Below are 21,174 nucleotides of genomic sequence, written 5' to 3'. Positions count from 1 at the left end.
CGTAACGACATGATATTTTCGAATTTTTTGATTTGTATCACATGTTTCACCTCTTAAAATAGCGATAAATCACACTTTTTAAGCTAGCCAATTGTTTCCAAAAATTACGCGTTCACGCACAAAACACCCCTACCATTGACATTACTCAATAGTAGAGGTGCAATAATCATCTCAACAATCTAACGAGCGTATAGATTATTATTTTTCAGTATGATCTTTCTCTTCATTTTTACGTTTTCTGAAGAACATCATTAAACCGCCAATCGCAAACATCAATGATGCATATTGCGGATCAATTGATGATACATCTTGACCTGTATTTGGTAATACTTTCGCATTAGTTTTGCCTGCTTTAGTTGCTTTAGATGTTTGTTTACCTTGTGTTTTAGCACCAGATTTCGCATTAGTTTGAACTATTTGTGATTTAGATTCAGTTATTTTTCCTGTTACTGATACTTTAACTTTTTCTAATCCGTTCACCGCAGATTCAACAGCTTTAGTTGTAGCTTTAATATCTTGAGTAGAAACATTATCTGCTTTTTCAACAGTGCCTCTTCCATCTACAACAGCTTTGTCTAATTTTTCAACAGATGCTTTAGTGTATTTAGATTTATCAATTGCTTTGGCTTTGTCTAATGCTTTTTCAAGTTTAGCTAAAGCGTCTGATTTTGCAATTTTATCTGCTTTATCTTGAGTTGTTTTAGTTTGAAGTGCTTTAGTTTTATCAGAAGTTGCTTTATTCACTTCTTCTTGCGTTACGTTTTGATTTTCATGAACATTCACAGCTTTAGCTAAAACATCTTTCACCGCTTTATCTTCTTTATCAGTCACATTCAATTTTAATCCTTCAGCAGTTTTGATTACTTTTTCAAGTTCTGATTTATCTGCTTTTGTGACTAACTTAGATTGTGTTGATTTTAAGATTTCTGTTGCGTTTTCAACTTGTGCTTTTGTTGCTGATTCAGGGTTGTTCACGATACCTTGTGCTACCGCTTGTGCTTCTTCAAATGGAGTAACACTATTTGGTGTGAAGTGATTTTTAACCACTGTTCTTGAATTTGCAAGTTGTGTTTTCAATGCTTCAAGTGCTTTATTGAAGGCTTGTACTTTTTCTTGATCCGCTTTATCTTGAGTTGATTTAGTTTGAAGTGCTTTAGCTAAATCAGAAGTTGCTTTATTTACTTCTTGTTGCGTTGCATTGTAATTTTCTTGCACTGTGATAGCTTTGTCTAAAGCTTCTTTCACTGCTTTATCTTCTTTATCAGTCACGTTCAATTCAGTGTTTTCTGCTGTATCAATGACTTTGTCCAGTTCAACTTTATCAGCTTTTTCTACTAAGTGTTTTTGAGCTTCTCTCAAGATTTGTGTTGCTTTATTGATTTCTTCAACTGTTTTACCAGTAGCATTATTTACAATAGTTTGACCCGCTGATTCAGCTTTAGTTAATGGTTCTACACTATTTGGAGTATATGCATATTTATCAATTGAACTTACTTTTTTAAGTTCTTGTTTCAATACCTCAAATTCAGCATTCACTTGATCAATTTTATCTTGAGTTAATTTAGCTTGTACTGCATTTTCAAGATCTGTTTTTGCTTTGTTTACTGCTTCTTGTGATGCATTTTGATCTGCTTGAACATTTTTAGCTGCATTCAATGCATTTTGAACTGATTTATCTTCTTTATCCGCTGGGTTAAGCACTAAAGTGTCTGTAGTTTTAACAACTTTATTCAACGTTTCTTTGTTAGCTTTCACTTCAAGTTTATTTTGAGCATCTGTAATTGTTTTTGCAGCTGCTTTCAATTCTTCAACAGTCTTAGTAGCATCTGCGCGAACTGTTTCACCAGATTTAACAGCGTCTTCTAACGGTGTCACTGTTTTAGGTTTATAGTCTTCTTTAACTATTGAGTTTGCCTCTTTAATAGCTTTTGTTAATACATCTAAAGCATCTTGACGTTCTTTGGCAGTGATTGCTTCATTGATTGCTTTTGTTGCATTAGCCACTTGTTCAACTGTTGCATTGTGATCTTCGTTAACAGTTTGGCCTGTAGTCACTGCTTCTTGAACTGCTTTATCTTCTTTATCAGTTGAAACTAAATCACCTAAAGTTTTTGCTTTTTCAAGTGCTTTCACAAGTTCTGATTTATCTGCTTTTGTAACTAAGTTTGCTTGTGCATCTTTCAATGCTTTTGTTGCTTGTTCAATTTCTTGAGTTGTTTTGCTTGTCGCGTTGTTAACTACAGTTTTGCCTGCAGTTGCAGAATCCGTTAAAACTTTTACGCTGTTTGTAGTATAAAGTGTTTTATCCACAGTTTTTGCTTTTTCAAGTTCTGCTTTCAATGCATTTAAGGCATTTTGTTTTTCAGTAGCTTCTTTAGTATCTTGTGCTTTTTTAGCATTCAACGCATTATCTAATTCTGTTTTGGCTGTATTCACTGCTTCTTGTGATACATTTTGATCTGCTTGTACTGTTTTTGCTTTATCTAATGCATCTTTGACTGCTTTATCTTCAGCATCGTTCGTATCAAGTGTTCCTAATTTTTCAGCTGTTGTTACAGATGTGTTAAGTCCTGATTTGTCAGCTTTTTTATCTAATGCATTTTTAGCATCAGTGATGGCTTTAGTTGCTGCTTTTAATTCTTCAACTGTTCTAGTTGCGTCATTTTTAGCAGTTTCTCCAGCTGTTACTGCTGTTTCGAATGGTGTTACTGTATTTGGTTTGTAGTCAGCTTTATTCACAGTGTTTGCATCGTTAATTGCTTTTTGTAATTCATCTAAAGCATCTTGACGTTCTTTCACTGCAATCGCATCGTTAATTGCTTTTGTTGCATTAGCCACTTGTTCAGTTGTTGCGTTTCCATCATTATTTACTGTATTACCAGCTTCTACAGCGTCTTGAACAGCTTTGTCTTCTTTATCTGTTGCTACAAGCTCGCCTAAAGTTTTCGCTTTTTCAAGTGCTTTTACAAGCTCTGATTTATTCGCTCTTTGAACTAAAGTATTTTGCAAGTTTTTCAATGCTTGTGTTACAGCTTTAATTTCTTCAGTTGTTTTAAGTTCAGGAATTGTAACAATTGCATTACCTAAAACTTCTTTGTCAGCTAAAGGTTTCACACTGTCTGGCGTGTATGATTTATAATCAATTTTACCTACTTTTGAAAGTTCTGCTTTCAATTCATCAAGTGCTGCTTTTTTAATTGCGTCAAGTTCATCTTGAGCTTTCTTAGCATTTACAGCATTATCCAATTCTGTTTTGGCTGTATTCACTGCTTCTTGTGATGCATTTTGATCTGCTTGAACTGTTTTCGCTTTGTCTAAAGCCGTTTGTACTGCTTTATCTTCAGTATCTTTTGTATCAAGTGTTCCTAAATTTTCAGCAGTTGTTACAGATGTGTTCAACTCTGCTTTATTCGCTTTTTTATCTAATGCATTTTTAGCATCAGTGATGGCTTTTGTAGCTGCTTTTAATTCTTCAACTGTTTTAGTTGCGTCATTTTTAGCAGTTTCTCCAGCTGTTACCGCTGTTTCAAATGGAGTTACTGTATTTGGTTTATAGTCATCTTTATTAACCGCTTTTGCGTCATCGATAGCTTTATTCAATTCATCTAGAGCATCTTGGCGTACTTTGGCAGCAATCGCATCATTAATTGTTTTAACAGCATTCGTCACTTCTTCAGGTGTTGCATTACCGTTACCATCTACTTTTTGACCTGCAGTCACTGCATCTTGTAACGCTTTATCTTCAGCGTCATTTGGATTTAAATCTCCATAAGCGATTGCTTTGTCTAAAACATTACCAAGTTCAGTTTTATCTGCTCTTTCTTTTAATGCACCAATTAATTGTTCAATTTCTTTTGCTTTCGCAAGTGTTGCTGGTGTATCAGCAGATGCAGGATTATTGATGATGTTTTGACCTGCAGTAATTGCTGCTTTTAATGGTTCGAACGTATTTGGTGTATATGTTGCTTCATTAAGTCCATTAGCTTTTGTTACAGCTGATTTTAAAGAATCAATAGCGTCTGCTGCTTTTTTGTTATTAATTTCATCTTCAAGATTCCAAGTTGCTGTTTTGATTTCTTCAGGTGTCGCACTTGGATTATTCTTAACAGTTTCAGCTGCATTTAAAGCATTTTTCAATAATTGATCTGTCGTTGAATCAGTTAAAGGTTCTAAAGCTTTTGCTTCATTAAGTACTGTATCTAAATTTGATTTATCTGGTACGAGTTGTGCAGCAGCATCTTTCACAGCTTTAGTCGCATTATCCAAGGCTTCAACTGTTGATGTGTTGTTTCCAGCTACTGTTTTACCAGCTTCTACTGCTGTATCAAATGGTTTAACGGAATCAGCAGTGTAATCTGCTTTGTTTATTTTAGCAACATCTTGGAGTGCTTTATTTAATTTATCTAAAGCATCTTGATGAGCTTTTGTAGCTACAGCATCATTGATTGCTTTAGTTGCATCTGCCACTTGTTGTGGTGTTGCATTGTCATCTTGGTTAACTGTTTGTGCAGCATTAATAGCATCTTGTAATGCTTTATCTTCTTTATCAGTAACATCAAGATTACCTATAGAATTAGCTGTATTAAGCGCTGTTTGTAAATCTGTTTTATTAGCTTTTGGAACTAAAGCTGCTTGTGCATCTTGCAATGCTTTTATTGCCGCGTTGATTTCTTCTGTAGTTTTAGCATTTGGTGCATCTGCAATTGCTTGTGCTGCTGCTTGTTTTTCAGTCAACGGTGTCACTGTATTTGGTGTATATGATGCTTTATCTAAAGCTTTAACTTTATTCAATTCAGTGTTTAAAGAATCAAGTGCTGCTTGTTTTGCGGTTGCATCTTTAGCAAGTTGATCATCTTGTGCTTTTTTAGCGACAAGAGCATTATTCAAATCATCTGAAGCTGTTTTTACTTGTTCAGGTGTTGCATCACCATTCGTATTAACCGCTGTTGCAGCTGCTAATTTATCTTGTAATGCTTTATCCACAGGGTTATTTGGATTTAGATTATTATAACCATTAGCTGTATTAATTGCAGTTATAAGCGCAGTTTTATCTGGTTGTTTGACTAATGCAACTTGTGCATCACGCAATGCTTGTGTTGCTGCTTTAATTTCAGCAGTTGTTTTAGAGCCAGGTTATTACCAGCTGAAATAGTTGAAGTTAAACGTGTTGTACTGCTTGTAGTGTAACCATCTTTATTAATACCGCCAGCTTTTGTAAGTTCAGTTCTTAATTCATCTAACGCTATTTGTCTTGCTTGTGCAGCTTTATCTTGTTTTGCTTTAATTGCATTGTCCAATTCAATTTTCGTATTATCAACAGTTGGTTGATCTGTATTTAAGTCTCCTTGAACTGTTTTCGCATTATTTAAAGCTGCTTTTAGTGCATCATCCTCAGGATTTCCAGCTTCTAATGGATGAATTCCCTCTGCTGTTGTTATTGATTGATTCAAACCAGTTTTGTCTGCTCTTTGTACTAATGCATTTTTAGCATCTTTAATTGCTTTTGTTGCTGTTTTTAAAGTATCCGGTAATGCACTTGTGTCTGCTGCTTGCATTTTACCAGCAGCTAATGCTACATCGAACAAGACTACAGAATTAGGTGTATAAGTATCTTTCACTACTTTTTCAGCACCTTGAATAGTTACATTTAATTCATCTAATGCATCTTGATAGAGTTTTTGTTTGACTGCGTCATTCAATTCATTAGTAGCAGTTTTAACCTGATCTTGTGTAGCATTGTTATCTGCTACAACTATTTTTGCTGTTTCTAATTTATCATGTAACGCTTTATCTTCAGTGTCTGTAATGTCTAATTTACCAATTCCTTCAGCGTTCTGAATTGCTTGGTTTAACTCTGTTTTATCTGCTAAACGTTGTAATTGAGCTTTAGTCTCTTGTATAGATTTTGTTGCGGCATCTAATTGTTCTGGTGATGAACTAGTATCTGCTGCTTGAGTATCACCTGCTTTAATTGCATTATCAAATGGAACTGCTGTTGCTGGTGTATATTCAGCTTGATTAATAGTTTTTGCATCTTTAATTGCCGCATTTAAACGTTCTAATGCATCTTGATAAAGTTTTATATTAATTGCTTTCATTAAACTAGCTGTTTTCTCATCAACTTCAGTTTGAGAAGATTCGCTATAACTATATACTTGACTAGCAAGATCAAGCTGAACGCCAACTCCGTTATCTTCATCATCTGCATAATTTAAAGCGCCTAACGAATGAGCTTTATCAATTGCTTTTTTTAATTCTGTTTTATTTGGTATCAAAATAAGTGATGATTTCGCTGTTTCTAGAGCAGTTATTCTTTTTTCTAATGATGTAGGAGTTGATTTTGGATCTGCTACTCTTAGTTCTCCCTCATTAATAGCAGTTTCGAATGCATTTGCTGATAATGGAGTATATAAAGTTGTATCTATTTTTTTAGCTTCTGCTAAGGCATCTTTCAATCGTTGCAATGTTACATTATATTGTTTTTGAGTAACTGCTGCATTTAGTTCAGTAGTTGCAGTTTGCACTTGTTCTTGAGTAGCAGCTGTATCTGCTTTAATAACTTTAGCAGCAGCTAATTTTTCTTGTATTTGTTTATCATCTGGTATATCTGAATTTAATTGCCCTAAAGCTTCTGCTGAAGCAATTGCACTATCTAATTTTCTTTTATCACGCGAAGTAGGAACTGCTCTTGTTGAATAACTTGATGCTTCTTCACTAGTTCTTGGCAAAGTCGCTTGAGGGCTAAATAAATCTTTTTGTGCTGAAGCTTGTTCAAGTAAAATTCTTAATACTTCAGATTTAAGTTGTTCTGGTGTTAAATTGGCTGTATCAATAACTGCTAACACTTCATCAACTTTTGCACTGTCATATTCACTACTTAAGTCTTGTTTTACCTTTTCAACTTTTTGTTCTGGAGTTAAAGCTGGTGTTTCTGTTACGGGAACAGGTTTTTCTACTGTTGGTTCAGTAGATGGTGCAGTTCCTTCAGTTGTTGCTTTATTTTCAGTGACAGTTGGTTGCGCTTTTTCAGCACTTACTTCTTCTTTCACTGGTTCCGCTTCAGTTGAAGTTGCTGCTGGAGTTTTTTCTACTGTTAGTTCAGTAGACTCTTTTGAATTTTCAGTTTTTTGAACTTGTACTGGTTCTTCTTTTTGAACAGTTGACTGCTCAGTTGTTATAGCTTTTTCAACTACTGCATGAACCGCTGTTTCTGGTTCTGTTTGTTTTGCTTCTTCTACTGTGTTTTTCGTTTGTGCTGTATTATCAGTCTTTTGTTGAGTAGCTTCGACTGGTTTTTCTTGTAACGTTTTATTATTTTCCACGGATGCTTGTTGTGACGTACTACTTTCATTAGAAGCCTCGACAACTGTATTATTATCGTTTAAATTCTCTGCTGCTTTGGCTTCGCCATTGTGACCTAAGAATAATAGAGAACCTATTAGAATCGATGCAGTACCAACAGTAAATCTTCTAATAGAATATCTATTTCTTAAGTTAGGCAAAAAGTCCAATTTTTTCATATGATGTCCTCCGATACTTGTATATTCTCACTACACTTTCATTATAGTATTGCTTTGCGCAATTGTATATGATTTAAAATTTATATTTTAATACCATTATTGGAGTGTATTCATTTTTTTTATATTTTATATTTCCATGCAGTTCACACGTAATTTGTTGATATTATAGCTATTATACGCATCTATATTTTTAAAATTGACTAATTTAGTCGTATTTGTAGTTCACACTTGTCAACAAAAGCTAAAATTTTAATTTTGACTTCACAAAACTGTAATACTAACTTAACAAGAACCTAGCTTAAAAAACGATAATTCTTTTCACTATACTGATTAAAAAATATTATCCAGCTTATTTTTCAATTAAACAGCAACACCCCTAGATAGATGTTATTCCAACTAGGGGTGTATGCTATTTCAAATCTTTATTTAGCATCAAAGCATTGATACAATCATTTTTCTGTATTATCTTTATCTTCTTTTTTACGTCTACCGAACATTGCCATTAATCCACCAATTGCCAACATTAATGTAGCATATTTAGGATCTGCTGGCGCTTCTTGACCAGTGTTAGGTAAAACTTTAGCTTTGCTTGTTTTATTTGCTTTAGCTTGTGCTGTTGAACCTTCTGATTTCTTAACTGCTTTATCAGATGCTCTTTCAACTGATTTGCCTGTTGTAGTTTTAGCTGTATGAGCGACTTTTTCAGTTTCAGATGCATCAACTTTAACTACTAAATCTTTTAACGAATCTTTGATTGCTTTTGTAGCGTCTTCTATAGTTTTAATTGATACCTCTTTGGAATTCTCAACTACCACTTTTCCTTTATCCACTGATTTATCTAAGTCTTTCACAGTTTCAGGTGTATATTTTGTTCTATCAATTGATTGAGCTTTATCTAAAGTTTTTTGCAATTCAGCTAAAGCATCTGCTTTATCTTGAGCTGCTTTTACTTCAATCGCTTTATTCAATGCGTCTTTAGCTGCATTAACTTCATCTTGTGTGGCATTTGGATTTGCTTCGACTTCTTTTGCTTTTGATAATGCATCATGGACCGCTTTGTCTTCTTTATCTGTCGGGTCTAATTGACCTAAGTTTTCAGCTGTTGCTATAGATTTTTCAAGCTCAACTTTATTTGCTTTTGCGACTAATCCTGCTTGCGCATCTTTCAAGGCTTGTGTTGCTTTTTCGATTTGTTCAATTGTTACAGATTCAGGATTGTTCACGATACCTTGAGCCACTGCCATTGCATCTGCTAACGGTTCAACACTGTTCGGTGTGAAGTTATCTTTATTGATTGCTTTCGCTTTTTCAAGTTCTGCTTTCAATGCGTCTAATGCTGCGTTCACTGCGTCCGCTTTGTCTTGAGTTGCTTTTGCTTCAATCGCTTTATTCAACGCATCTTTTGCAGCATTAACTTCATCTTGTGTGGCATTAGGATTTGCTTCGACTTCTTTTGCTTTAGCTAATGCATCTTGAACTGCTTTATCTTCTTTATCTGATGGATCTAATGTTAAATCTTCTGCTGTGTTGATTGCTTTTTCAAGTTCAGCTTTATCCGCTTTCGCAACTAAGCCTGCTTGCGCATCTTTTAATGCTTGTGTTGCTTTTTCGATTTGTTCAACTGTTACAGATTCTGGATTGTTCACGATACCTTGAGCTACTGCCATTGCATCTACTAAAGCTTCAACACTGTTTGGTGTGAAGTTATCTTTATTAACAGCTTTTGCTTTTTCAAGTTCTGCTTTCAATGCGTCTAATGCCGTGTTCACTGCATCTGCTTTGTCTTGCGCTGTTTTCGCTTCGATTGCTTTGTTCAATGCATCTTTCGCTGCATCTACATCAGCTTGTGAAGCATTAGGATCCGCCTGTACTTCTTTCGCTTTGTCTAACGCATCTTGAACCGCTTTATCTTCTTTATCAGCTGGGTCTAATGTTAAGCCTTCTGCATTTTCAATTGCTTTTTCAAGTTCAGCTTTATCTGCTTTCGCAACTAAGCCTGCTTGTGCATATTTTAATGCTTGTGTTGCTTTTTCGATTTGTTCAACTGTTACAGATTCAGGATTGTTCACGATACCTTGAGCTACTGCCATTGCATCTACTAAAGCTTCAACACTGTTTGGTGTGAAGTTATCTTTATTGATTGCTTTCGCTTTTTCAAGCTCTGCTTTCAATGCATCTAACGCTGCATTCACTGCGTCTGCTTTGTCTTGAGCTGTTTTTCCTTCAATCGCTTTATTCAATGCATCTTTCGCTGCATCCACTTCTGCTTGTGTAGCATTAAGGTTTGCTTCGACTTCTTTTGCTTTAGATAATGCATCTTGAACTGCTTTGTCTTCTTTATCTGTCGGGTCTAATTGACCTAAGTTTTCAGCTGTTGCTATAGATTTTTCAAGCTCAACTTTATTTGCTTTTGCCTCTAATGCTTTTTGAGCGTCAGTAATAGCTTTCGCAGCTTTTCTCAACTCTTGTGGAGTTTTAGTCGCATCTACTTTTGCTGCTTCACCCGCAGTAACTGCTGCCTCAAATGGTGCTACAGTACTTGGTTTATACTGTTCTTTCTTAACTGTGTTAGCTGCATCTAATGCTTTTTGTAATTCATCTAAAGCATCTTGGTGTTCTTTCGCTACAATCGCATCGTTTATTGCTTTAGTTGCATCTGCCACTTGTAGTGATGTTGCATTACCATCAGCTTTTACTTTCTCACCTGAAGCGACTGCATCTTGAACTGCTTTATCTTCTTTATCATTAGCATCAAGGTTTCCTAAAGCATTGGCTTTATCAATAGCTTTTTGCAATTCAGATTTATCCGCTTTCGCAACTAAATCTGCTTGCGCATCTTTCAATGCTTGCGTTGCTGCATTGATTTGTTCAACAGTTTTGCCTGTTGGGTCATTAACGATTGATTGACCTGCTGTTTCCGCATCAGTTAATGGTTTCACACTATTTGGTGTGAAGTTATCTTTATTGATTGCTTTCGCTTTTTCAAGCTCTGCTTTCAATGCGTCAAGGGCTGCGTTGACTGCATCTGCTTTGTCTTGAGCTGCTTTTGCTTCGATTGCTTTATTTAATGCGTCTTTCGCTGCATTAACTTCATCTTGTGTTGCATTAGGGTTTGCTTCGACTTCTTTTGCTTTGGCTAATGCATCTTGAACTGCTTTATCTTCTTTATCTGATGGATCTAATGTTAAACCTTCTGCTGTGTTGATTGCTTTTTCAAGTTCAGCTTTATCCGCTTTCGCAACTAAACCTGCTTGCGCATCTTTCAAGGCTTGCGTTGCTTCTTCGATTTCTTCAACAGTTTTGCCAGTTGAATCATTAACGATCGCTTGACCTGCTGTTTCCGCATCAGTTAATGGTTTCACACTATCTGGTGTGAAGTTATCTTTATTAACAGTTTTCGCTTTTTCAAGTTCTGCTTTTAATGCGTCAAGAGCTGCATTCACTGCGTCCGCTTGGTCTTGAGCTACTTTTGCTTCAACAGCTTTATTTAATGCATCTTTCGCTGCATTAACTTCATCTTGTGTGGCATTTGGATTTGCTTCGACTTCTTTTGCTTTGTTTAAAGCATCTTGAACTGCTTTATCTTCTTTGTCGTTAGGGTCTAATGTTAAGCCTTCTGCTGTGTTGATTGCTTTTTCAAGTTCAGCTTTATCCGCTTTTGCGACTAAGCCTGCTTGCGCATCTTTCAAGGCTTGTGTAGCAGCTTCAATTTCTTTAGTTGTTTTATTATCTGGCGCATCAACGATTGCTTGACCTGTTGTTTCTGCATCAGTTAATGGTTTCACACTGTTTGGTGTGAAGTTATCTTTATTGATTGCTTTCGCTTTTTCAAGCTCTGCTTTCAATGCGTCTAATGCTGCTTGTTTGGCGTCAGCTGCTTCTTTAGCTTCTTTCGCATCTTGTGCTTGTTTAGCATTAATTGCTTCTTCTAAAGCTGCTTTTGCTGCATCCACATCAGCTTGTGAAGCATTAGCGTCCGCTTGGACTTCTTTTGCTTTAGCTAACGCATCTTGAACTGCTTTATCTTCTTTATCTGTTGGATCTAATGTTAAGCCTTCTGCAGTAGTGATTACTTTGTTTAATTCATCTTTATTAGCTTTCGCTTCTAAAGCTTTTTGCGCATCTTTGATGGCTTGTGCTGCTTCTTTTAACTCTGCTGGAGTTTTAGCCGCATCTGCTTTTGCAGTTTCACCCGCTTTAACCGCATCTTCTAAAGGTTTTACCGTATTTGGTTTGTAGTCATCTTTATTGATTGCGTTTGCTGCGTCGATTGCTTTTTGTAATTCATCTAATGCATCTTGACGTTCTTTTGCTGTGAAAGCATCGTTAATTGCTTTTGTAGCATCTGCCACTTGTTGTGGTGTTGCATTGCCGTCAGCTTTAACTTTTTCACCGGCTGCTACTGCATCTTGAACTGCTTTGTCTTCTTTATCTGCTGGATTCAATTCACCTAGACCATTTGCTTTATCAATCGCTGCTTGTAAAGCTGCTTTGTCTGACTTAGCTTGTAATGCATTTTCCGCATCAATTAATGCTTGAGTTGCTGCTTTGATTTCTTCAGTTGTTTTCGCATCTGGATTAGCAACAATCGCTTTACCAGCTTCCTCTTTTTCAGTTAATGGTGTCACTGTATTAGGAGTGAAGTTGTTTTTATTGATTTTAGCAACTTTTTCAAGTTCTGCCTTCAATGCATCTAAAGCATCTTGTTTAGCTTGTGCTGCTGCTTGAGCCTCTTTTTCATCTTGAGCTTTCTTAGCATTCACAGCATTTTCTAAAGCTGCTTTTGCCGCATCAACATCAGCTTGTGAAGCATTAGGGTCCGCTTGGACTTCTTTTGCTTTAGCTAACGCATCTTGAACTGCTTTATCTTCTTTGTCATTCGGATCTAATGTTAAGCCTTCTGCAGTAGTGATTACTTTGTTTAATTCATCTTTATTAGCTTTCGCTTCTAAAGCTTTTTGGGCATCAGTAATTGCTTTTGCTGCTTCTTTCAACTCTGCTGGAGTTTTAGCCGCATCTGCTTTTGCAGTTTCGCCTGCTTTAACCGCATCTTCTAAAGGTTTTACCGTATTTGGTTTGTAGTCATCTTTATTGATTGCGTTTGCTGCGTCGATTGCTTTTTGTAATTCATCTAATGCATCTTGACGTTCTTTTGCTGCGATAGCATCGTTTAAGGCTTTTGTTGCTTCTGCTACTTGTTGTGGCGTTGCGTTATCATCAGCTTTAACTTTTTCTGCATCTGCTAGTTTATCTTGAACTGCTTTGTCTTCTGGGTCATTCGCATCAAGATTACCTAAAGCATTTGCTTTATCAATCGCTTTTTGTAATTCTGCTTTGTCTGCTTTTTGAACTAAATCTTTTTGAGCATCTTTCAAGGCTTGTGTTACAACTTTGATTTCTTCTGTAGTTTTCGCATCTGGAATTGCCACAATTGCATTACCTTCAATTTCTTTATCTGTTAAAGGTTTTACGCTGTCTGGCGTATATTGTTTAAGATCAATTTTCGCAACTTTTGCAAGTTCAGCTTTCAACTCATCAAGTGCTGCTTGTTTGGCATCTGCTGCCTCTTTAGCTTCTTTCGCATCTTGAGCTTTCTTAGCATTAATTGCTTCATCTAATGCTGCTTTCGCATTGTCAACTTCAGTTTGTGTCGCATTAGGGTTTTGTTCTACTGCTTTAGCTGCTGCTAAGGCATCTTGAACCGCTTTATCTTCTTTATCAGCTGGGTCTAATTGACCTAAACCTTCTGCAGTTGCAATTGATTTTTCAAGTTCAGTTTTGTCTGCTTTTGCAACTAATCCTGCTTGCGCATCTTTCAATGCTTGTGTTGCTTTATTAATTTCTTCAACAGTTTTGCCTGTTGGAGCATCAACAATTGCTTGACCGGCTGTTTCTGCATCTGTTAAAGGTTTTACACTATCTGGTGTGAAGTTATCTTTTTGAACAGCTTTCGCTTTTTCAAGTTCTGCTTTTAATGCATCAAGTGCTGCATTGACTGCATCTGCTTGGTCTTGAGCAGTTTTTGCTTCGATTGCTTTGTTCAACGCATCTTTCGCTGCATTAACTTCATCTTGTGTTGCATTAGGGTTTGCTTGGACTTCTTTTGCTTTATTTAACGCATCTTGGACTGCTTTATCTTCTTTATCGTTCGGATCTAAAGTTAAGCCTTCCGCTGCAGTGATTGCTTTATCAAGTTCTGCTTTGTCTGCTTTTGCAACTAAACCTGCTTGCGCATCTTTTAAAGCTTGTGTTGCTTTATTAATCTCTTCAACAGTTTTATCTGTTGGAGCATCAACAATCGCTTGGCCAGCTGTTTCTGCATCTGTTAAAGGTTTCACACTATCTGGTGTGAAGTTATCTTTTTGAACAGCTTTCGCTTTTTCAAGTTCTGCTTTTAATGCATCAAGTGCTGCTTGTTTTGCGTCAGCTGCTTCTTTGGCATCTTTCGCATCTTGTGCATTTTTAGCATTAATCGCGTCTTCTAATGCTGCTTTTGCTGCATCGACTGCTGCTTGGTCAGCATTAGGGTCTGCTTGGACTTCTTTTGCTTTAGCTAATGCATCTTGGACTGCTTTATCTTCTTTATCGTTCGGATCTAAAGTTAAGCCTTCCGCAGTAGTAATTGCCTTATTCAATGCATCTTTGTTCGCTTTCGCTTCAAGATTATTTTTAGCATCAGTAATTGCTTTAGCTGCTGCTTTTAACTCTTCTGGAGTTTTAGTCGCATCCGCTTTCGCTGCTTCACCTGCTGTAATTGCTGCTTCGAATGGTGCTACAGTATTTGGCTTGTAGTCATCTTTGTTAACAGTTTTCGCATCATCTAAAGCTTTTTGTAATTCATCTAATGCGTCTTGACGTTCTTTAGCTGCAATAGCGTCATTAATTGCTTTTGTTGCTTCTTGAACTTGTTGTGGCGTTGCGTTTCCATCCGCTTTAACAGTTTCACCTGCAGCCACTGCATCTTGAAGGGCTTTGTCTTCTTTATCTGCTGGGTCAAGTTGACCTAAAGCATTTGCTTTATCAATTGCTGCTTGTAATGCCGCTTTGTCTGACTTAGCTTGTAATGCTGCTTCCGCATCTTTTAATGCTTGAGTCGCTGCTTTGATTTCATCAGTTGTTTTCGCATCTGGTGCTGCAACGATAGCTTTACCTGCATCTTCTTTTTCAGTTAACGGTGTTACTGTATTTGGCGTAAAGTTGTTTTTATCAATTTGAGCCACTTTCGCAAGTTCTGCTTTCAATTCATCCAATGCTGCTTGTTTTGCGTCAGCTGCATCTTTAGCTTCTTTCGCATCTTGTGTTTGTTTTGCGTTAATTGCGTCATCTAATGCTTTTTTCGCTGCGTCTACAGCTGCTTGATCAGCATTAGGATCTGCCTGTACTTCTTTTGCTTTATTTAACGCGTCTTGAACTGCTTTATCTTCTGCATCTGCAGGATTTAAACCTGTTAATGCTTCCGCTTTATCAATCGCTGCTTGTAATGCTGCTTTATCAGATTTAGCTTGTAATCCTTTTTCAGCATCTTTCAACGCTTGTGTTGCTGCTTTAATTTCATCAACTGTTTTATTTTCAGGATTAGCAACAATCGCATTGCCAGCTGTTTCTTTCTCAGTTAATGGCGTTACACTCTCAGGTGTAAAGTTATTTTTATCAATTTTAGCGACTTTCGCAAGTTCTGCTTTTAATTCATCAAGTGCAGCTTGTTTTAATGCATCTGCAGCATCTTGTGTTTGTTTCGCTTTAATTGCGTTGTCTAATTCAACTTTTGCTGCATCTACAGCTGCTTGATCAGCATTTTGGTTTGCTTCAACTTGTTTTGCTTTTTCTAAAGCTGCTTTAACCGCATCATCTTCAGGGTCTCCCGCTTTTAACGGTTGTAATGCTTCTGCTGTTGCAATTGATTTTTCAAGCTCTGCTTTATTTGCTTTTTGTTTTAACGCATCTTTCGCAGTTTTAATTGCTTGTGCTGCTGCTTTAAGTTGTTCTGGTGTTGCCTGAGTATCAGCTGCTTTAGCTTTACCGTCTGTTAATGCTGTTTCAAATGGTGTCACAGTTTCAGGTGTGTAATTAGCTTTTGTAACAGCTTCTGCATCTTTAATTGCCGCATTTAATTCATCCAAAGCATCTTGATAAAGTTTTTTGTCGATGGCTTTATTTAAAGCATCTGTTGCTTCAGTCACTTGTTGCGGTGTGGCATTACCATCAGCTTTTACTTGGTTTGCTTTTGCTAAAGCATCTTGAACTGCTTTGTCTTCAGTATCACTTGGATTAAGTTGACCTAAAGTACCTGCTTTATCGATGGCTTTTTGTAATTCTGTTTTATCCGCTTGTTTAACAAGTGCTTTTTGTGCATCAGTTAATGCTTGTGTTGCTTCTTTAATTTCTTCTGTTGTTTTAGACTTTTCAGCTGCAACGACTGTATCTCCAGCTGTAACTTGTGCATTTAAAGCATTCACACTATCAGGCGTAAATGGTGCTTTATCTAACGCTTTGACTTCAACTAATTTTGCTTTCAAAGCATCTAATGCATCAGCATGCGCTTTAGCTGCAATGGCATCATTAATTGCTTTTGTCGCATCAGCAACTTGTTGTGTTGTTGCATTCGCATTATCTTTAACACTTTCACCCAATGTCAATGCATCTTTGACTGCTTTATCTTCAGTATCTGTTTCGTTTAAAACACCTAATGCTTTTGCTTTATTAATTGCAGCTTCTAATGCTGATTTATCTGCATTGTGTTGTAATTGGGCCTTTGCATCAGTGATTGATTTTGTTGCTAGGTCTAATTGTTCAGGTGTTGCAGTTTTATCAGCTGCTTTCGTTTCACCTGCTTTGATTGCTGCATCAAATGGTGTCACAGAAGCTGGTGTATATTCTGATTGGTTGACACCTTTAGCATCAGTGATTGCTGCATTCAAACGATCTAAAGCATCTTGATAAAGTTTTTGTTCTATAGCTTTATTCAAATCTGCAGTAGCAGTATCAACTTGTTCTTTTGTCGCATTTTGATCTGCATCTGTATTTTTCGCATTAGCTAAAGCTGTAATTAATTGTTGATCCATTGGTTTTGCTGGATCTAAGTTTGTATATTTACTTGCTTCTGCAATGGCTTTTTCTAAATCCGTTTTATTTGCTTTTCGTACTAATTGATCTTTAGCTTGCTTAACTTCTTGAGTTTTCGCATTAAATTGATCTGTTGAACCATTTTCAGGATGCGCAATTAATGCTTCTGCCTCAGTTAACTTCGCATCTAATACAGCCACACTATTTGGTGTGAAGTCATTTTTATTTACAGTTTTAGCATCTGCGACCGCTGTTTTTAATGCTTCAAGTGCTGCATTTGGATTCACCACAATATTAAACGTTGAATTACTTGCATTAGTTGATCCATCTGTTGCTTTAACAGTTACTGTAAATGTACCTTCAGCAGTTGGTGTACCCGTAATTTGTTTTGTTGATGGGTCAAAGGATAAACCGGCTGGTAAACCCGTAACTTCTAATGTCGGCGCAACTTTTGAATTGTCATCTGCACTTAATGCAATCGGTGTAATTGGTGTATACGCTTCAGTTGTTTTATTTTCAACTTGAGTAATTGTTGGCGGTTGTGTATCTACAACTGTATACGTAAATGTTTTCGTCGTAGTTAAACCAGCATGGTCAGTTGCAGTTACAGTTATCGTTGATGTACCAACGTCAGTTGGTGTACCAGAAATAGTGTTGGTTGCTTCATCGAACGTTACACCTGCAGGTAAGCCTGTCACTGTTTTCGTTTTAATATACTTACTATTATCAGTGATATCTAAGACTAATGGTGTCATTTCAGAGTTCACATTAACTGTTTGTTCCGTGATATCTCCAATTTTTGGAGGTTCAATATCTTTAACTTGATAGACAATAAATTGACTTGCATTTGTTAATTTGACTGTTTTCTTAGTTTTATCATAAGTATGCGCAAACGATGTATCTTCACTTATGAGTTTATAACCTTTTTCTGCTAAGTATGCAGAATGATCTTGTACAGTTATGATGCTGTCAACATCACCAGATGTACGAAGTGGTCTGTCGAATAACTCTTGTGTGTCTGTATCTACAAAATCTTCTTCTAATAAAGCTGCTGCAGTATATGTGAATTCTTTAATTTTTACTTGTTGTAAGTTGTATGCGCCACCAGTTGTAGCCGCAATTGATAAAGCATATTCATTTTTATGAGTATAGCTAAAGTATTTTGTCATACTTTGTGTCCAAGTTTGACCTGCATATGTGATGGTCATTACTTTCGTGTCACCACTGTAATCAATTGTAAATTCTTGGAATTGGTTATTGTCTGGCTGAACATCTAATAACGCAGCTTTCCACCCAGTTAAACCAGGTTGTGTAGATACCGTACCTGTGGAATCGGCAAATACAAATGCACCAAAGGCACCTACCTTATTAAATTGTATAGGATCCGGTTTGGCTTTACCTTTTGGATCATATTGCGTATTTACAAAAGTATCTAATTTAAAACCAAACGCATATTTAAGTCCACCTACACCCAAGGCCGAACCATATAATCCTAAATCGTGCGTATTACCAGGGTTGAAAATAAAGGCAATACCATCTCCACCTGATACACCTTCTTTAGGGTGTCCTTCATATTTATCACCAAGGTTAACCCATCCAGAGAAATGAAAATCTTTATTGACATTCATCTTAGTATCAAGTGACATAGAACCTTTTTGACTTGGCCAGTTTTGTGTAAGTGTTGTAATTCCAGTAGCAGGATCATAATATGCATCATCTACTGTCCAGAAGTATTGATTAAAATTGTCTGGAGTAACTACAACGTTATCTTTAGTGGAAGTATCAATACTGAATGCACGTACCGCTGTTTTTTGTGCTTCTTCTTCAGTTCTTAATACCGTTGCTTGCGGGCTATATAAATCTTTTTCTGCCGAACCTTGTTCAAGTAAAAGTTTTAATACCTCTGCTTTGATTTGATCAGCAGTTAAATCTGCTGTGTCGATAACAGCTAATGCTGCATCTACTTTTGAACTATCATAATCTGTAACGAGTTCAGCTTTTACTTTATCTACTTTTTGTTCTATAGATAGAGTTGGTGTTTCAATTGTTGATATTGCTTGTGCTGTTGAGGATACTGTTTTAGTATCTGCATCCTTGCTCGTATCAGAAAGTGTTGATGATGGTTCAACTTTACTTTCTTCTTTTACTACATCAGTTATTGATTTAGAAACTTCAGGTGTTGTTGCTGATGATGCTGTTGAAGTGTCAGTTGCTTTAGTTTGTTCAGTTTGCTTCGCAACTTCTGCTTGTTTTTCTGCTTCAACTTCTGCTTTTTGTGCTTTTTCAACAACTGCTTGAACATCAGCTTCAGATTGAGCTTGTTTAATTTCTGCAGTATAGTGTTTAACTGTTTCTTCAGTTAAATGTGTAAATGTAGAAAGTTTAGACAATGCATCTGTCTTAACTGTCTCCAATACATTTTGCGTAGTTTGAGAGTTTCCAGTTTGTTGAATCGTGTCTGTTGTTTTGTCTTGTGGCACTGTGTTCTCTACTGGTGCTTGTTGGGTTGTGCTAGTGTCTTTAGATGCCTCTACAACTGTATTATCGTTTGTATTCTCCGCTGCTTTGGCTTCGCCATTGTGACCTAAGAATAATAATGATCCAATCAAGATAGATGCTGTCCCTACAGTAAATCTTCTAATTGAATAGCGATTTCTTAAGTTAGGCAAAAAATCCAACTTCTTCATTTGTTGTCCTCCGATATATTGAATTTTGAACTACTATATAATTATAAATCAGTGTTCCAAAATTGTATATAATTCCGGTTATATCAAAATAATACTTTAATTTTATGCTATTCACTTAGGTTTATTCCAAATAATCGTGTATTATACATATAAAATGTGGAGGATTCTAGTATTATCTATATATTTTGATTTACACAACATGACGATTTTATTATAGTTTACATCTATAAATAAAATTCTTCCCTTTATTTTTTTACTTTTTTGTAACATAAATGTAACAAAAAAAGAGAGACTATAGCACACTTTAAAGCTTTAAACTTTAAGGTGTACTATAATCTCGCTTACTTTTTAATGTTTTATTATTTATCTATCAGTTCTTTTACAACCCGCACGTACCTTCTAAAGATAGTGCTGCTTCTGCGTGTTTTTGACATTCTTCTATAGGAAGTTTTTCTTCAAAAGAATACATAAAGATATCTTGGAACTTTTGTGCCAAGGTTTTAACATCATCGATTTGATGAACTGCATCCATCATTTCATACACTTCTGCATCACCCATCGTTTGATCTTGGAAATTCATAGGATTCCAATCTGCGAGTTGCTGATATAAAGCAATATTCACTTCATTCTTTTCCATTGATGATTAACCTCCTTTATTTCTTCTTAAAATAAGCCCGATTTGCGTTACCACAAATCGAGCCGCGTCTTCTATTTAAAATGTTGTTGACTTATTTTTCTTCAACATCGATTGATTCAATCACAACATCATGTACAGGTTTATCTTGAGGACCCACTTTAGTGTTCGCGATATCTTCTAAAGTCGTTTCACCTTCAACTAATTGACCGAACACTGTATGTTTTTGGTCTAACCAAGGTGTACCGCCTTTTTCACCGTAAGCTTCTACGATTGGTTTTGGCCATCCGCCATCTGCTAATTGATTCAACATATTTTCAGGAACGTCTTTCATTTGTACGATGAAGAATTGTGAACCATTAGTATTAGGTCCAGCATTCGCCATAGATAATGCGCCATATAAGTTAAATGCTTCCATAGAGAATTCATCTTCAAATGATCCGCCGTAAATACTTTCTCCGCCCATACCAGTTGCTGTTGGGTCTCCGCCTTGTACCATAAAATCATTGATAACACGGTGGAAAGTAATGCCGTTATAGTATCCATTTTTAGCATGTGTCACAAAGTTTTCAACTGTTTTTGGTGCTAAATCTGGAAATAGTTTGAATGTCATATCACCTTTATTTGTATGCATGACTACTTTAATTTCATTATCTTGGATTTCTTTATTTAATTGAGGATAGTTTGCCATAATTAATGCTCCATTCATGTTAAGATTGATTTATCTCAATATTAACATATACCACAGAAAGGAAGTATTAAAATGTTATATCGTTTTTCACATAAAACAGGAAGTTATGGTGTTTCAATTGTAGAAGAGAAAGATAACGGTGAAGTTTTAGTTCAAGTTGAACAAGTTATCAAACACCCTAAACAAGGTGATTTACATGATCCAACAGCAACAGAAGGTGTCTTCTTCCACGAACGTCGTGCACTCAGTCATTACGAAAAAAGATTTACACCAAAATCTAAATTACGCGAATTCAACGTTGAACCTTTAGATTATGTAGCATCTTTACAGCAAGCGATTACCAATTACGAAGAACAATTAAAACAAGAAAATACTGAACATGCGAAAATGTCTTTACACAATTTAAATACGTTAAAGAATGATTATGGCATTCAGTACAAACAAAATTTCAAATAATTTGTGAAGAGTTTCTTCTTATTTAAAAGAACCCTGAAATGTAAGCGTGTTACCGGAAAACAAGGTTTTTACACACTTCACATTGATGTATAATGAGGTTATCTTATATTCAAAGGAGGACAA

The 21,174-nt window shown here is 36.1% G+C and carries 6 protein-coding genes; 1 reads left to right on the top strand and 5 read right to left on the bottom strand.

The window, feature by feature from the left end:
* Nucleotides 1–198: 198 nt before the first annotated feature.
* From ACFCT9_RS00250 to ACFCT9_RS00230, 5 genes are all read right to left on the bottom strand, one after another.
* Nucleotides 199–5,088, bottom strand: coding sequence for an LPXTG cell wall anchor domain-containing protein (locus ACFCT9_RS00250; RefSeq protein WP_412519854.1), 4,890 nt, complete (start codon nucleotides 5,086–5,088; stop codon nucleotides 199–201).
* Entirely contained in the window at nucleotides 5,064–7,520 is a 2,457-nt protein-coding gene (locus ACFCT9_RS00245; protein WP_412519852.1) for a YSIRK-type signal peptide-containing protein, read from the bottom strand. The genes ACFCT9_RS00250 and ACFCT9_RS00245 overlap by 25 nt, the downstream gene beginning before the upstream one ends.
* A gap of 449 nt (nucleotides 7,521–7,969) precedes the next feature.
* The gene (locus ACFCT9_RS00240) at nucleotides 7,970–19,270 is read right to left on the bottom strand and encodes a lectin-like domain-containing protein (protein WP_412519850.1); all 11,301 of its coding nucleotides are present in this window, start codon (nucleotides 19,268–19,270) and stop codon (nucleotides 7,970–7,972) included.
* A 379-nt stretch (nucleotides 19,271–19,649) separates the two neighbouring features.
* Nucleotides 19,650–19,907 (bottom strand): DUF1871 family protein, encoded by a 258-nt coding sequence (locus ACFCT9_RS00235; protein WP_412519849.1) that lies wholly within the window; start codon nucleotides 19,905–19,907, stop codon nucleotides 19,650–19,652.
* Between the two features lie 91 nt (nucleotides 19,908–19,998).
* Nucleotides 19,999–20,595, bottom strand: coding sequence for a peptidylprolyl isomerase (locus ACFCT9_RS00230; protein ID WP_412519847.1), 597 nt, complete (start codon nucleotides 20,593–20,595; stop codon nucleotides 19,999–20,001).
* A 72-nt stretch (nucleotides 20,596–20,667) separates the two neighbouring features.
* Between ACFCT9_RS00230 and kapB the strand changes: the two genes are divergently transcribed.
* Nucleotides 20,668–21,051, top strand: a complete 384-nt coding sequence (gene kapB / locus ACFCT9_RS00225; protein ID WP_412519845.1) for a sporulation phosphorelay system protein KapB — start codon at nucleotides 20,668–20,670, stop codon at nucleotides 21,049–21,051.
* Nucleotides 21,052–21,174: the final 123 nt, after the last annotated feature.

Source organism: Staphylococcus simulans (genome assembly GCF_047037175.1).
Lineage (GTDB): Bacteria > Bacillota > Bacilli > Staphylococcales > Staphylococcaceae > Staphylococcus > Staphylococcus simulans_C.
This window is presented reverse-complemented; position numbering and strand designations above follow the sequence as displayed.

Excerpts from the sequence above, each read along its gene's own strand:
- ACFCT9_RS00245 (WP_412519852.1), bottom strand. The coding sequence starts at position 7,520 with ATGAAAAAATTGGACTTTTTGCCTAACTTAAGAAATAGATATTCTATT.
- ACFCT9_RS00240 (WP_412519850.1), bottom strand. The coding sequence starts at position 19,270 with ATGAAGAAGTTGGATTTTTTGCCTAACTTAAGAAATCGCTATTCAATT.
- ACFCT9_RS00235 (WP_412519849.1), bottom strand. The coding sequence starts at position 19,907 with ATGGAAAAGAATGAAGTGAATATTGCTTTATATCAGCAACTCGCAGAT.
- ACFCT9_RS00230 (WP_412519847.1), bottom strand. The coding sequence starts at position 20,595 with ATGGCAAACTATCCTCAATTAAATAAAGAAATCCAAGATAATGAAATT.
- kapB (WP_412519845.1), top strand. The coding sequence starts at position 20,668 with ATGTTATATCGTTTTTCACATAAAACAGGAAGTTATGGTGTTTCAATT.